Here is a 15,358-nt window from a genome sequence, read left to right as displayed (position 1 = left end):
CGATCAGGCCCGACTCAATCAGGCCTTGCGCAGGAAGCAGGTCTTCAGCACCAGGCCCTTGATCTTGTCGGAGTGGCCTTCGATGTGCTCGGCGTCGTCCTCGACCAGACGGATGTTCTTGATCACCGTGCCCTGCTTGAGCGGGATCGACGAACCCTTGACCTTGAGATCCTTGATCACCACCACCGTGTCGCCGTCGGCGAGCAGGTTGCCGTTGCTGTCGCGCACGACCGGCGCCATCTCGCTCCGCGCCTGTCCGGCCTGCGGCCATTCGTAGCCGCAATCGGCGCAGACGAAGTTGTCGCCGTCCGGATAGGTATTCTCGAGCGTGCATTGGGGACAGGGCGGGATCGTGGGCATGCGGCAGCCGATAGAGGAAAACGGGCGCCTATTCTATTCGCTCGCCGCGCGCAAGAATCGGCGCGCGGCGAGCACGCTGCTACCATGGCTCCAGGGGCCGCGAACGCGGCCCTTGGCTTTTCCGCCGGTTCGTTTTGCGGTCCGTGCGGAACGACGGCGAGCACTCGCCGAGACTTCGGAAATTCCACGGCGGGCCTAACCGGCCGCGCTTTTCACATCAGGAATCGATCGACCGCATGCTTTCCATCGAACACCGCATCGCCCAGGACATCGCCGCACAGCCGGCGCAGGTGAAGGCCGCCGTCGAACTGCTCGACGGCGGAGCGACCGTGCCGTTCATCGCACGCTACCGCAAGGAAGTCACCGGCGGACTCGACGACACGCAGCTGCGTCTGCTCGAAGAGCGCCTGGGCTATCTGCGCGAACTGGAGGACCGCCGCGCGGCGATCCTCGCCAGCATCGAAGAACAGGGCAAGCTCGACGAAGCGCTGAAGACGCAGATTCTCGAAGCCGACACCAAGGCGCGCCTGGAAGACCTGTATCTGCCCTACAAGCCCAAGCGCCGCACCAAAGCGCAGATCGCGCGCGAAGCCGGACTCGAACCGCTCGCGACGGGCCTGCGCGAAGATCCGACCGTCGCGCCGGAAGAACGCGCCGCCGCGTTCGTCGACGCCGAAAAGGGCGTGCCCGACGTGAAGGCCGCGCTAGACGGCGCGCGCCAGATCCTGATCGAATCGATCGCCGAGGACGCCGCGCTGGTCGGCGAGCTGCGCGACTGGGTCTGGGCCAAGGGCCAGATCCGCGCGAAGGTGGTCGAAGGCAAGGAGAACGAAGGCGCGAAGTTCCGCGACTACTTCGACCATGCCGAAGCGATCGCGAAGATTCCCTCGCATCGCCTGCTCGCGCTGCTGCGCGCGCGCAACGAAGGCGTGCTCGCGCTCGAACTGCTGCCGACCGCGGAGCCCGAGCAGGGCCACAGCGAGGCGGAAGGCCGCGTCGCCGCGCAGGCCGGCATCGCCGCGCGCGGTCGCGCCGCCGATGCGTGGCTGCTGGAGACCTGCCGCCTGGCCTGGCGCGTGAAGCTGCATCTGTCGTTGACCTTGGACCTGTTCGGCCGCTCGCGCGAAGCGGCGGAAGACGAGGCGATCCGCGTCTTCGGCGACAACCTCAAGGACCTCATGCTCGCCGCGCCGGCGGGACCGAAGGCGGTGATGGGGCTCGATCCGGGCATCCGCACCGGCGTCAAGGTCGCCGTCGTCGACGCCACCGGCAAGCTGCTGGCGACGACGACGGTGTATCCGCACGAGCCGCGCCGGCAATGGGACCAGTCGCTGGCCGAACTCGGCGCGCTGTGCATCAAGCACGGCGTCGCGCTGATCGCGATCGGCAACGGCACCGCTTCGCGCGAAACCGACAAGCTCGCCGGCGAGGTGATCAAGAAACTCGGCGGCAAGATCGCCAAGATCGTCGTCAGCGAGGCCGGCGCGTCGGTGTATTCCGCGTCCGAACTCGCGGCGAAGGAGTTCCCGCAGCTCGACGTCAGCCTGCGCGGCGCGGTGTCGATCGCGCGCCGCCTGCAAGATCCGCTGGCCGAGCTGGTCAAGATCGAGCCGAAGGCGATCGGCGTTGGCCAGTACCAGCACGACGTCAACCAGATCAAGCTCGCCCGCGCGCTCGACGCGAGGGTCGAGGACTGCGTCAACGCGGTCGGCGTCGACGTCAACACGGCCTCGGCGCCACTGCTCGCGCGCGTCGCCGGGCTTTCCTCCAGCGTGGCCGAGAACATCGTCAAGCATCGCGACGAGAACGGCCCGTTCCGCACGCGCCAGGCGCTGAAGAAAGTGCCGCGCCTCGGCGACAAGGCGTTCGAGCAGTGCGCCGGCTTCCTGCGCATCGGCGACGGCGACGAGCCGCTCGACGCCAGCGGCGTGCATCCGGAAGCCTATCCGGTAGTCGCGCGCATCATCGCCGCCTGCGGCCGCGAGGCGAAGCAGGTGATCGGCGACGGCTCGCTGCTGCGCGGGCTCAAGCCCGAGCAGTTCACCGACGAACGCTTCGGCCTGCCGACCGTGCGCGACATCCTGAAGGAACTGGAAAAACCCGGCCGCGATCCGCGCCCGGCCTTCGTCGCGCCGGAATTCGCCGAAGGCGTCGAGGACCTGAAGGACCTCGTCGTCGGCATGGTGCTCGAAGGCCGTGTCACCAACGTCGCCGCGTTCGGCGCCTTCGTCGACATCGGCGTGCACCAGGACGGCCTCGTGCACGTGTCGGCGCTGTCGCACAAGTTCGTGCGCGATCCGCGCGAGGCGGTCAAGGCCGGCGACATCGTCAAGGTCAAGGTGATGGAGGTCGATCTGCAGCGCCAGCGCATCGCGCTCAGCATGCGTCTGGACGATGTGCCAGGCGAAGCGCGCAGCGCGCGCGAGGAACGCGGCGATCGCGGCGGCGGCCGGCGCGACCAACCCGCGCGCAAGCCCGCTTCCGCGCCGTCGCCGGTGAACAGCGCGTTCGCCGATGCGTTCGCGCGGGCGCGCAAGGGCTGAGGCGTCGCGGTTACCTCTCCCGCTTGCGGGAGAGGTCGCGCCGGAGGCGCGGGTGAGGGAAGCCGTGAAAGCAACCCGCGCGAAACATGCGTCTCACTCCGCCCACCCTCACCCCACCCCTCTCCCGCAAGCGGGAGAGGGAGAAGAGCCGCGCGCCACGTGAACGATGCCCCGCGAGGCACCTGAGCGAACACCAAACGGGAATCCCCGGATCGGCGGATCGCGCCGGTGTGCGCCGTACACTGGGCGCATGACTTCAGCTGGGGCGTCGCCATGAAGACTCTCACCACACTCAGCCTGCAGATCGCGATCGCGACGACATTGTTCGGCGGCCTCGCGGCCTGCGGCGACAAGCCGCCGGCGACCGCCACCACGGCGGCGCCCGCCGCGGCGCCTGCGCCGAACGAACCCGCCGGCACGCCACCGCCGCAGAACGAACCGTCGAAGTCGTCCGACCAGGCGCCGACCGCACGCGAACTGGCCGCCGCACCGCGAGGCTCCGGCAGCCCGCCGCAAGCCGAATCGGCCGCACCGCCACCGGTATCCGCCACCTCGGCGGAAGCGGCCGCACCTCGGGCCGCCGCGCCCGCAGCTCCGGCGAACGCGCCGCGCTACGCCAACGTGATCAGCGTGCAGCCGATCAAGCGCAAGGTCGACCACAAACGCGAGGTCTGCCGCGACGAGCGCGTCGTGCACCGGGCACGGCCGAAGGACGAACACCAGGTTGCCGGCACCGTGATCGGCGCGATCGCCGGCGGCGTGATCGGCAACCAGGTCGGCGGCGGCCGCGGACGCGACCTCGCCACGGTCGCCGGCGCGGTCGGCGGCGGCTACGCCGGCAAGAAGATCCAGCAAGGCCAGCAGAACAAGAACACCTACACCACTACCGAACGCCGCTGCCGCGAGGTCAACGAACCGAGCGAAGAGGTCGTCGCCTACGACGTCGTCTACGAATACCTCGGCTCGACGCAGAAGGTGCGCCTCGACCACGATCCGGGGGATCGCGTCGAACTGCCGGTGCGCGGGATCGAGTGATTGACATCCTCACACCCCAATAAGAGTGGGGAACGCTCGACTGACCTTGCGAGCCACGAGGCCAGTCGAGCAGCCTCAGCCAAAACCTCGATGGTGAGCTTCGGCCAGCCAGATTCGGTCCACTGAGTCGTCAAATCCAATGACAGCGTCGACACCGCAGTGCGGACAAAGGGCTGTTTGTCCGATGGGCTCGCCATCGACCCATTCCTCGATGTCGAGCGGCGAGAATTCGGAGAAACAGTAGAAGCAGGCTGCGATTTCGCTAGCCAGGAGCGAAGTCCTGTGCATCGATGGCCCACAAGTTCTACTCATGAGATCGCTCGCGGCAGTAGCGATCGGCGCATCTTCCTACAGCGAAGGATCGATCGATGCGGCAAAGGGCATCGATCCGAAAGTTTCGCCGCTCGATTGTAAAGTTTCAGATCATGGTCGCCATCTCAGCGCGACCACGTCCAGCGCACACCGAGCATCGCCGTGCGCCCCGGCGCCGGCTCGAAGTAGCGCCCGTTGGCGTCGTTGACGATGACCGAGCCGGCATAGCGGCGATCGAACAGGTTGTCCACGCGCAGGAACGTGCGCCATTGACCGGACGACAGATCGAAACCGTAGCCGAGATCGACGCCGGCGACGGCGTAGCCCGGCGCGCGGTCGCTGCCGAGATCGTTGACCGGCACTGCGGCGACGGCATCGGCGTCGAACGCGGCGCGCCAGCCGCGTTCGACGCCCCAGCCGAGCGCGAGATGCGCGTTCTGTTTCGGAATGCCGGGAATGTGCGTGCCGGCGGCGACCGGCGTCGGCGTACACGGCGTGCCGACGCAGGTGGCGAACGGCGAGCGGAACGTCGCGTCGAGGCGCGTCCAGGCGAACTGCAGGCGCCAGCGTTCGGCGAAGCGCCAGTCCAGCGAGAATTCGACGCCGTCGCGGCGTGCCTTGCCGATGTTCTGGTACGTGGTGCGGCCGCCGGCGGCGCTGGCGACCGCGAGCTCGTCGCGGGTGTCGGCGCGGAACACGGCGAGGTTCGCTTCCAGGCCTGCGCCCGGGCGCAGCTTGAGGCCGAGCTCACCGTTGCGCGTGCGCGAAGGCGTCAGGTCGAAGGCGAGTCCGGCGCGGCCGTCGGCGCGGTAGCCGAGTTCGTTGAAGGTCGGCGTTTCGAAGCCCTTGCCATAGGCGGCGTAGACGTGCACCGCCTCGCTCGCGCGCCAGAGCAGACCCGCGACCGGCGTGGTCGCGCCGTAGTCGGCCTTGCCGCTGTCGTCCGGATTGGTCGCGGTGACGTAGCGATCGGCCGAGTCGAATTTCACCTGGCTGTGGCGCAGGCCGAGGTTCAGCGTCCACGCCTCGGCGAAGCGCCAGCTCGCCTGTGCGTACTGGTCGAAGTCGCGCACGGTGTCGATCTCGTTACGGCGCAGGGCGCCGCGCACGCCGAGCGCATCGCCGACGAAGTTCTCGTAGCCGCGGCGATGCTGGCGCTGGCGATCCCAGGCGAGGCCGGCGGCGAGTTCGAGCGGGCGCCCGGCGAGTTCGTCGCGCCAGGTCCAGCGCGCGTCGGTGCCGCCGTAGCCGCTGCCGAGGTCGACCACGCCGCCGGAATGCAGCGGATTGCCCTGCGCGGACTTCGGCACCGACAGGTACTGCTCGACCTCGCGCCGTCCGGCGTAGCCGAGCAGGCGCACTGCGTGCCCACCGCCGAGGTCCTGCTCGTAGATCGCGCCGCCCTGCGTCTGGTGCACGCTCTTGCGCGTGTCGAACTGTTCGGCGACCGCGGCGACACCGCGCGGATCGTTCTCGAACTGCGCGCGCGTCAGGCCGAGCGGGTCCTGCGCGCCGGGCAGGGCGACCGAATTGAGCAGCACCGTCAGCTTGCCGCCGGTGCCGATCTTCCAGCCGAGCTTGGCGTTGCCCGATTCGCGCTCGGCGCGGCTGTGATCGCGGTAGCCGTCGGTCTGGAAGTGCGTGAGGTCGAGGTTGTAGTCGAACCCGCCGCTGGCGCCGCGCGCGTTCGCGCTGGCGCGCCAGGTGCCGTAGCTGGCACCGGCGAGGCCGAAGTCGAACTGCGGCGGAGCGCTGCCGTCGGCGGTGAACAGCTGGATCACGCCGCCGGAGGAATTGCCGTACAACGCCGAGAACGGCCCGCGCAGCACCTCGATGCGCGCCGCCGAATCGAGATTGAAGTGCGAGACCTGGCCCTGCCCGTCCGGCATCGTCGCCGGGATGCCGTCGACGTACAGGCGCACGCCGCGCACGCCGAAGGTCGAGCGCGCGCCGAAGCCGCGGATCGAGATCTGCTCGTCTTGCGCGTAGTTCTGCCGATCGCGCGCGAGCACGCCGGGAACCGTGCCGAGGTATTCGGACGGATTCACGCCGAGCGTGTCGGAATCGGCCTCGACGTCGACCGCGTCGATCGAGGCCGGCACCTCGTAGGCGTCCTGCGCGCTGCGCGTGGCGGTGACGACGACGGTCGGCAGGTCGTCCTTCGGCGGCGTCGGCAGCGCATCGGCGGCGAAGGCGCGCAGCGCGAAGCCGCCGCCGAGCATCGTCAACCAGAACCTGCTGCGCATGCACTGCCCCATCGACGTCGGACCGTGCATGCTAGCAAGCGGCGCCGCGCGGCCCTCTAGCGAAAATCGTGAACGGCGCGCGTCACTCGGCCAGCGGAATGCGGTGCTTGCGGATCTTGCGGTACAGCGTGTTGCGGCTGACGCCGAGCGCGTCGGCGGTGTGCGTGATGTTCCAGCGGTTGCGCTCCAGCTCGCGCAGTAAGGCCGAATGCTCGGCGATGTCGAGCGGCGTGCGGCAGCAGCTCTCGGCGGCGCTCGGCGTCAACGCGATCGGCAGTTCGCGCGCGGCGGCCGGCGGCGCGCCCTTCGCGGCCGCGTCGAGCAGTTCCTGCGGCAAGTTCGAGATGCGGATGGTGCCGTCCTGGCACAGCGCGGCGGCGGTGCGCAGCACGTTGCGCAGCTGCCGGATGTTGCCGGGCCAGTGGTAGGAGAGCAGCGCGTGCAGCGCGTCGGGCTGGATGCGCACCGGCGTCGCCTCGTCGCTTTCCTCGCGCAGCAGGTTCTCGATCAGCTCGGCGCGATCCTCGCGGTCGCGCAGCAGCGGCAGTTGCAGCGTGGTGCCGGCGAGGCGGTAGTAGAGATCCTCGCGGAAGTCGCCGTCCTGCACCATCTGGCGGATGTCGCGATGGCTGGCGCTGATCACGTGCAGGTCGACGGTGATCGCCTGGTCGCCGCCGAGCGGCACGATCTCGAATTCCTCGATCACGCGCAGGAGGCGCGTCTGCAAGGTCAGCGGCATGTCGCCGATCTCGTCGAGGAACAAGGTTCCGCCGCTCGATTGCAGGATCTTGCCGGGGCGGCCGTGACGGTCGGCGTCGGTGAACGCGCCGCGGGTGTAGCCGAACAGCTCGCTTTCGATCAGCGACTCGGGAATCGCGCCGCAATTGACCGCGACGAACGGCTTGCCGGCCCAGGCGCAGGACGTGTGCAGCGCTCGCGCGAACGCCTCCTTGCCGGTGCCGGTGGCGCCTTGCAGCAGGATCGGCACGCGCTTGCCGAACAGCTGCTGCGCGCAATTGAGGCTGTGCAACATCGACGGATCGCCGATGACGTGGCGGCGTCCGCCTTCCACGGCGGACGACACCGGCTGCGCGCGCGCCGCGCCGCCGGCCGGCGCGCGCGCGATGGACTGCTCGCGCGAGCGCACTAGCGCGAAGAAGCGGCGGCCGTGCTCGACCTCGCGGATCGGCCAGATCGTACGCGGATCGGTCGCCGCGCGCTGCTGAAGGCTGGAGAAGGCGAACTGGAACAGCGATTCGATCGACCGGCCGACCAGCCGGCTGCGATCGGGATGGCCGAGCTGGGCCATCGCGCTCTCGTTGACGGCGAGGATCGTGCCGTCGCGGGCCACCGCGATCAGCGCCTCGTGCAGCAGGCCGACGAACTCCGGGCGGCTGTGGAAGCGCAGGATGTAGGCGTCGGGGAACTCGTGCAGGAAGTGGAAGCGCGAGATCAGGTTCGCCGACATCGTCACCAGCGCCATCGTGTGGCGCTGGATCAGGCGCGTGTCGCTGCAGTTCGCCGATGAAGCGTCGAGCACGCCGAGCAGGCCGCCGTGCGCGTCGAGGATCGGCGCGCCCGAGCAGGACAGGTTGACGTTGTAGCCCATGAAGTGCTCGTCGCGATGCACCGTCACCGGCGCATGCTCGGCGATCGCGGTGCCGAGGCCGTTGGTGCCTTCGTGGCGCTCGTCCCACAGCGCGCCGAGCCAGAGGCCGGCGTGGCGGAATTCGCGTTTCAGGGTCGGGTCGGTAATCGTGTGCAGGATCGTCGCGTCGGCGTCGGCCAGGATCACCGCGTAGCCGGAACCGGAGATCTGCTCGTACAGGCTTTCCATCTCGGCGCGCGCGACGCCGAGCAGCTCGCCCATGCGCTGCTGCCGCTCGCGCAGCTGGGTCGCCTCGAGCACCGCGGTGGCGCGCGCGTCGCCGGGCTGCATGCCGTATTCGGTCAGGCAGCGGTCCCAGGACTTGGCCACGTGCGGCGCCAGCGAGTTGCGCAGCTCGCCGCGCACCGCCTCGATGACGCGGGACGCGTGGCGTACGACCAGGCCAGACTCGCTCATGTGCAACCATCCTCCGCGAAGCGCGGATCACGAGCCTTCGTCGCAGCGATCCGCAGGATGCGGCGGCTCGCGCCGCGGGCTTTCCCGCCAGGGATCGGGAGCGTGGCCCGATCAGGCGGATTTCGCAAACCGCAGCGCAGCATGAGCGGCGAGCCGCGTCCGCGGAGCCGGCACGTCCGCCGCCGCTTTCGCTCCACTGCGTCTCGCCCGCGAGCGGAATCGGCCGGCGCGACCTGCGATCCTGCACGGCACCCGGACTCGCCTAGAATCAGCACCCGAACCAGTCACGGGAAGCCCGCATGTCCAACCCCTCGGTCAGCCGCACGCCGTACACGCTCGGGGATGCGCTGAAGGCGAACGTCGAGCTCGTGCGCGCGACCGCCGGCGACACCGAGCGTCTGCTGCACGGCAGCGGCGAGCTGAAGTTCGGCCAGGGGCTGATCGCGACGATCGTCGCGCTCGCGCTCGGTTTCCTCTGCCTCCTCGGCGTGCTCGCGTTCCATTTTCCGGAATACCTGACTACGCCCGAGCTGCGCCGCCAGTATTCGGTCGACCTGCTGCGCCAGGCGATGTTCGTCGCGCTACTGGTCGCCGGCGGGCTGTCCTTGGCCAATCTGGTGCTCGGCGTGCGCCGCAACCTCAACCTGGTGGCGTTCGTGCTGGTGATCCTCGCCGTCGCGCTCGGCGGTTCGCGCGTGCCGGTCGGCAACTTCCCGGACCATACGCCCTACATCGGCCTGGACTGGTTCATCCTCGACCTGCTCGGCTCGACGCTGATCTTCATCGCGATCGAGAAGCTGTTTCCGTTGTACAAGGGACAGGCCGTGTTCCGTCGCGAATGGCAGACCGACCTGAAGCATTTCGCGGTCAACCATTTCCTCGTCGGCGTGATCCTGCTGACGGTGAACTTCGTCATCCACCACGGCTTCGCCTGGGCCGTCAGCCACGACTTCCAGCTCGCGGTGCAGCGCATCTGGTTCGTGCCGCAGCTGCTGCTGTGCATCCTGGTCGCCGACCTCGCGCAGTACTGGACGCACCGCGCCTACCACGAGATCCCGTTCCTGTGGCGCTTCCACGCCGTGCACCACAGCGCCAAGACGATGGACTGGCTGGCCGGCTCGCGCCAGCACGTGCTGGAGATCGTGTTCACGCGCGTGTGCGTGCTGGCGCCGCTGTTCGTGCTCGGCTTCAGCGAGGCCGTCATCAACGCCTACATCATCATCGTCGGCTTCCAGGCCGTGCTGAACCACGCCAACGTGCACCTGCCGTGGGGGCCGTTGAAGTATCTGATCGTGACGCCGGACTTCCATCACTGGCACCACTCCTCCGACGACGAGGCGATCGACCGCAACTACGCCGCGCACTATTCCTTCCTCGACTACCTGTTCGGCACCGCCGTGAAGGTGCCCGAGCACAAGCCGCTGCCGGAAAAGTACGGCGTGGTCGGCGACTACATGCCGGACGGCTGGATCGTGCAGCAGACGTTCCCGTTCCGCGCCAAGCCGGCCGGGGACTCCGCCGCCGCGCCCTGACTCCGGGAGGGGGAGCCGACCGCCTGCTACAATTCCGCTCTTGCCCGCAGCCCCCTCACCGGTAGCCACCATGTCCGTTCCCGCCGCCGCCCTCGCGCCGTCGATCGACCGCGAGTACACGCTAGAACACAAGTACACGCGCACTGAAGGCCGCATCTACCTGTCCGGCGTGCAGGCGCTGGTACGGCTGCCGCTGATGCAGCAGATGCGCGACCGCGCGGCCGGCGTGAACACGGCCGGCTTCATCTCCGGCTACCGCGGCTCGCCGCTCGGCGGGTTCGACCTGGAGCTGTGGAAGGCGAAGAAGCACCTGAAGGCGTCGAGCATCGAGTTCACGCCGGGCCTCAACGAGGACCTCGGCGCGACGATGGTCTGGGGCACGCAGCAGGCCAATCTGTTCCCCGGCGCGAAATACGACGGCGTATTCGCGATGTGGTACGGCAAGGGTCCGGGCGTGGACCGCTGCGGCGACGTGTTCAAGCACGGCAACGCGGCCGGCACCTCCAAGTTCGGCGGCGTGCTCGCGCTCGCCGCCGACGATCACGCCTGCCGTTCCTCGACCCTGCCGCACGGCTCGGAACTCGAATTCGTCAGCGCGATGATGCCGGTGCTCAATCCCGCCGGCGTGCAGGACATCCTCGACATGGGCCTGCTCGGCTGGGCCATGTCGCGCTTCACCGGCCGCTGGGTCGGCTTCAAGACGATCGCCGAGACGGTCGAATCGTCGGCCAGCGTCAACGTCAATCCGCACCAGCTCGACATCGTGCTGCCGGAGGACTTCGCGCTGCCGGCCGGCGGCCTCAACATCCGCTGGCCGGATCCGCCGCTGAACCAGGAAATGCGCCTGCACCAGTACGCCGTGCAGGCGGCGTGCGCGTTCGCGCGCGCGAACCGCATCGACAAGATCGTGCTCGACTCGCCGAAGGCGCGCCTGGGCATCGTCACGACCGGCAAGAGCTACCTCGACGTGCTGCAGGCGCTCGAATACCTCGGCATCAGCGAGGCCGACGCGAGAGAGATCGGCATCCGCGTGTACAAGGTCGGCATGACCTGGCCGCTGGAGCCGGTCGGCATCCGCGAGTTCGCGCGCGGCCTCGAAGACGTCATCGTGGTCGAGGAGAAGCGCTCCTTCATCGAGTCGCAGATGAAGGAATACATGTTCAACTGGGACACCCGCCCGCACATCGTCGGCAAGTACGACGAGGAAGGGAACTGGATCCTGCCGAGCACCAACGAGCTGACGCCGGCGATGATCGCGCTGGTGATCGCGCGCCGTCTGTCGCGCTTCTTCACCAGCGAGGCGATCAAGGCGCGCGTCGCCTGGATCGAGGCGAAGGAAAAGGAACTGACCCTGCCGCGCGCGAACTTCCCGCGCGCCGCGCACTACTGTTCGGGCTGCCCGCACAACACCTCGACCAAGGTACCGGACGGCAGCCGCGCGCTCGGCGGCATCGGCTGCCACTACATGGTCACCTGGATGGACCGCAGGACCGACACCTTCACGCAGATGGGCGGCGAAGGCGTGACCTGGTGCGGGCAGGCGCCATTCACCGAAACCAGGCACGTGTTCCAGAACCTCGGCGACGGCACCTACTTCCACTCCGGTTCGCTGGCGATCCGCCAGTCGATCGCCGCCAAGGTCAACATCACCTACAAGATCCTCTACAACGACGCGGTCGCGATGACCGGCGGCCAGCCGGTCGACGGCACCCTGACCGTGCCGGACATCGCGCACCAGGTGCGCAGCGAAGGCGTGCAGACGATCATCGTCGTCAGCGACGACGTCGCCAAGTGGTCCAGGCCGGAGATCTTCCCGGCCGGCGTCGAGTTCGTCCACCGCGACGAGCTCGACGCGGTGCAGAAGCGCATGCGCGAGATCGAGGGCGTCAGCGTGCTGATCTACGACCAGACCTGCGCCACCGAGAAGCGCCGCCGCCGCAAGCGCGGCAAGATGGAAGATCCGAAGAAGCGCCTGTTCATCAACTCGCTGGTCTGCGAGGGCTGCGGCGACTGCGGCGAGAAATCGTTCTGCGTCTCGGTGCTGCCGAAGGAGACCGAGTACGGCCGCAAGCGCGAGATCGACCAGAGCAACTGCAACAAGGACTTCTCCTGCGCCAAGGGTTTCTGTCCGAGCTTCGTCTCGGTGGTCGGCGGCGGCCTGAAGAAGAAGAAAGGCAAGGCCGATGTCGACTTCGCCGCATTGCCCGCCCCCGTGTTCGCCAGTGACCTGGCGCAGCCGTGGAACATCCTCGTCACCGGCATCGGCGGCACCGGCGTGGTCACGATCGGCGCGCTGATCGGCATGGCCGCGCATCTGGAAGGCAAGGGCGGCACCGTGCTCGACCAGACCGGCCTCGCGCAGAAGGGCGGCGCGGTCACCTGCCATCTGCGCATCGCGAAGGTGCCGGAAGACATCCACGCCGTGCGCATCGCCGCCGGCGAGGCCGACCTCGTGCTCGGCTGCGACATGGTCGTCGTCAACGACTACTGGGCGCTGTCGAAGATCCGCGCCGGCCGCTCGCGCGTCGTGCTGAACACCTACGAGGCGATGCCGGGCACCTTCACGATGAAGCCGGACATGCAGTTCCCGGCGCAACAGATCGTCGACGCGGTGAAGACCGCCCTCGACGGCGCCTCGCCGGAACTCGTCGACGCCACCGAGCTGGCGACCGCCCTCCTCGGCGACACCATCGCGGCGAACCTGTTCATGCTCGGCTACGCCTGGCAGAAGGGCTGGGTGCCGTTGTCCGAGGACGCGTTGATGCGCGCGATCGAACTCAATGGCGCGGCGATCGAGATGAACAAGACCGCGTTCAACTGGGGCCGCATGGCCGCGCACGACCCGGTCGCGGTGCGCAAGGCCGCCGGCCTGCCCAATCCGCACACGCCGTCCGGCGCGATCCCGCTCGCGCTGCCGGTGCGCCGCACGGCGTCGAACGGCAACGCCGCCGCGCTCGACGACGAAACCTTGAGCGCCTCGCTCGACGAGCGCATCGCGCGCCGCGTCGCCTTCCTCACCGACTACCAGAACGCGGCCTACGCGCAGAAGTACCGCGCGCTGGTCGACAAGGTGCGCGCGGCGGAAGCGGCCAAGACGCCCGGTTCGACGGGCTTGAGCGAAGCCGTCGCGCGCTACGCGTTCAAGCTGATGGCCTACAAGGACGAATACGAGGTCGCGCGCCTGTACACCAGCGGCGACTTCGAGCAGCGCCTCAAGGACACCTTCGACGGCGACTACAAGCTGCACTTCAACCTGGCGCCGCCGCTGTTCGCCAAGCGCGACACCGACGGCAACCTGAAGAAGGCCGAGTACGGCCCGTGGGTGTTCAAGGCGTTCAAGCTGCTGGCGAAGCTGCGGTTCTTGCGCGGCGGCGCGCTCGACGTGTTCGGCTACACCGCCGAGCGCAAGATGGAACGCCGCCTCATCGCCGACTACACCAGGACGATCGACGAGCTGCTGGCCGGATTGAGCGGCGACAACCACGCCTTGGCGGTCGACGTCGCCTCGGTGCCGGAACTGATCCGCGGCTACGGCCACGTCAAGGAACGCCACTTCGAGAACGCGATGAAGCGGCAGGACGACCTGCTCGCCGCATGGCGCAATCCGGTGGCGCAACGCGCGGCGGCGTGAGGCCGTAGCGCCATTCGGACCCTCGGAACATTCGGGGATGGGTCGCCAGAAGGCGGATTCGGCCTCGCCGCAGGAGCGGTCCGAGGCCCGCTTCTTCTGCGGATATCTATTCAATGATCGCAGGGGCTTGGCCAGGACCTGACTCAAGCCTCTCGATACCAACAAGAAAATCAATAAGTTATTTTCCTGCTCGGCGGATTCTCACGCGAATCGCCTTGACTATCCATTCATGGATCTATTCAAATCGCTTCATGGACGAGGCTCGATGGGATCGTCTCGAAACCCTGCTGCGTCGCGAAGGTGTCCTGCCGGCGGCAACGATCGCGGCTGAGCTCGGCATCAGCCAGCCGACGGTTTCGCGTCTGCTGACGCAGGCCGGCGAGCGCATCGTACGCATCGGCCGCGCACGTGCGGCGCGCTACGCGCTCGCGCACGACGTCGCGCGAATGGGCAGCCACTGGCCGTTGTACCGCATCGACGCGGAGGCGCGATCCGAACGGATCGGCGAGCTGCATGCGCTGCACGGCGACGAATTCTTCTTCGCGCCGGACGGCGAACGTCCGGCGCTGACGCACGGCGATTTCGCCGCCGGCCTGTATCCCGGCCTGCCGTGGTTCCTCGACGACCAGCGACCGCAGGGTTTTCTCGGCCGTGCGTTCGCGCGCCGCGTCGCGGCGGACATCGGCGCACCGGACGACATCCTGCTCTGGCGCGGCGACGACGCCGTGCTGGCGATGCTGCGTCACGGCGGCGACCTGCCCGGCGACCTCGTCCTCGGCGAGGCGTCCTTGCAGCGCGCGCTGCACGCCATTCTCGATCCGCAGGGAGCGGTCGCGGTGGAAGAACGCGACGCACGTTATCCGCAGCTCGCCGAGGCCGCGTTGCGCGGCGAGGCGGTCGGCTCGTCTGCGGGGGGCGAGCAGCCGAAGTTCGCGATCACGCTGCGTGCGGAAGACGGCTTTCGTCCGGTCATCGTCAAGTTCAGCGATCGCCTGGAAACGCCGGCCGGCCGGCGCTGGGCCGATCTGCTGATCGCCGAACACCACGCCGGCGCGGTATTGCGCGAGCACGCGCTTCCCGCGGCGGAAAGCGCGCTCGTCGAAGCCGCCGGTCGCGTGTTCCTGCAATCGACGCGGTTCGATCGCACGCGAGTCCTCGGCCGCCGCGGTCTCGTCTCGCTCACCGCGCTCGATGCGGCGTACTACGGCCACGGCCGCATCGACTGGCGCACGTTCGCGCACGAGTTGCAGCGCGACGGCTGGCTCGACGCCGACGACGCACGGCGCCTGCGCCTCGTCGGCTGGTACGGCGCGCTGATCGCCAACAGCGACATGCATCTGGGCAACGCCTCGCTGCATCTCGTCGACCGGCGCCCTCTGCCGCTGGCCCCGGTCTACGACATGCTGCCGATGCGCTTCCGCCCGCTGGTCAGCGGCGAAGTCGTCGCGCACCGCTACGAGATCGCCCTGCCCTCGCCCGAACAGCAGGCCGACTGGCGCGAAGCGGCGCGCATGGCGGCGACGTTCTGGCGGCGCGTCGGCGAGGACGCGCGCGTCTCCGCCGCCTTCCGCGCCATCGCGGCGGAAGCCGGTACCGTGCTGGCGCGCACGCGCACCTACATCGGCGACTGACGC

At 68.6% G+C, this 15,358-nt stretch carries 8 protein-coding genes; 5 read left to right on the top strand and 3 right to left on the bottom strand.

Going from position 1 to position 15,358, the window contains the following annotated elements:
- Positions 1-18: 18 nt before the first annotated feature.
- Positions 19-360 carry a zinc ribbon domain-containing protein YjdM gene (locus tag J7520_RS02685; RefSeq protein WP_291183564.1) on the bottom strand — a complete coding sequence of 114 codons (342 nt, stop codon included), beginning with the start codon at positions 358-360 and terminating at the stop codon, positions 19-21.
- A gap of 236 nt (positions 361-596) precedes the next feature.
- On the opposite strand from J7520_RS02685, the gene J7520_RS02680 reads away from it, so the two are divergent.
- Together J7520_RS02680 and J7520_RS02675 are read left to right on the top strand one after the other, a co-directional pair.
- Positions 597-2,903 (top strand): Tex family protein, encoded by a 2,307-nt coding sequence (locus tag J7520_RS02680; protein ID WP_291183561.1) that lies wholly within the window; start codon positions 597-599, stop codon positions 2,901-2,903.
- A 273-nt stretch (positions 2,904-3,176) separates the two neighbouring features.
- Positions 3,177-3,938, top strand: a complete 762-nt coding sequence (locus J7520_RS02675) for a glycine zipper 2TM domain-containing protein (RefSeq protein WP_291183558.1) — start codon at positions 3,177-3,179, stop codon at positions 3,936-3,938.
- A gap of 437 nt (positions 3,939-4,375) precedes the next feature.
- Here the strand turns inward: J7520_RS02675 and J7520_RS02670 are convergent, their stop codons facing one another.
- Together J7520_RS02670 and J7520_RS02665 are read right to left on the bottom strand one after the other, a co-directional pair.
- Positions 4,376-6,496 carry a TonB-dependent receptor gene (locus tag J7520_RS02670; RefSeq protein WP_291183555.1) on the bottom strand — a complete coding sequence of 707 codons (2,121 nt, stop codon included), beginning with the start codon at positions 6,494-6,496 and terminating at the stop codon, positions 4,376-4,378.
- Positions 6,497-6,578: 82 nt separating this feature from the next.
- A complete protein-coding gene (locus tag J7520_RS02665) occupies positions 6,579-8,561 on the bottom strand; it encodes a sigma-54-dependent Fis family transcriptional regulator (protein ID WP_291183552.1) in 1,983 nt (660 codons plus the stop codon).
- 299 nt (positions 8,562-8,860) lie between these two features.
- Here J7520_RS02665 and J7520_RS02660 point away from each other — a divergent pair, with 299 nt between their 5' ends.
- From J7520_RS02660 to yjjJ, 3 genes are all read left to right on the top strand, one after another.
- Positions 8,861-10,093: a sterol desaturase family protein gene (locus J7520_RS02660; protein ID WP_291183549.1), complete on the top strand. Its 1,233-nt coding sequence runs from the start codon at positions 8,861-8,863 to the stop codon at positions 10,091-10,093.
- Positions 10,094-10,163: 70 nt separating this feature from the next.
- Entirely contained in the window at positions 10,164-13,724 is a 3,561-nt protein-coding gene (locus J7520_RS02655; protein ID WP_291183546.1) for an indolepyruvate ferredoxin oxidoreductase family protein, read from the top strand.
- A gap of 251 nt (positions 13,725-13,975) precedes the next feature.
- Positions 13,976-15,355, top strand: a complete 1,380-nt coding sequence (yjjJ, locus tag J7520_RS02650) for a type II toxin-antitoxin system HipA family toxin YjjJ (RefSeq protein WP_291183543.1) — start codon at positions 13,976-13,978, stop codon at positions 15,353-15,355.
- Positions 15,356-15,358 lie beyond the last annotated feature (3 nt).

It is taken from the genome of Dokdonella sp., assembly GCF_017744955.1.
GTDB lineage: Bacteria > Pseudomonadota > Gammaproteobacteria > Xanthomonadales > Rhodanobacteraceae > Dokdonella_A.
This window is presented reverse-complemented; position numbering and strand designations above follow the sequence as displayed.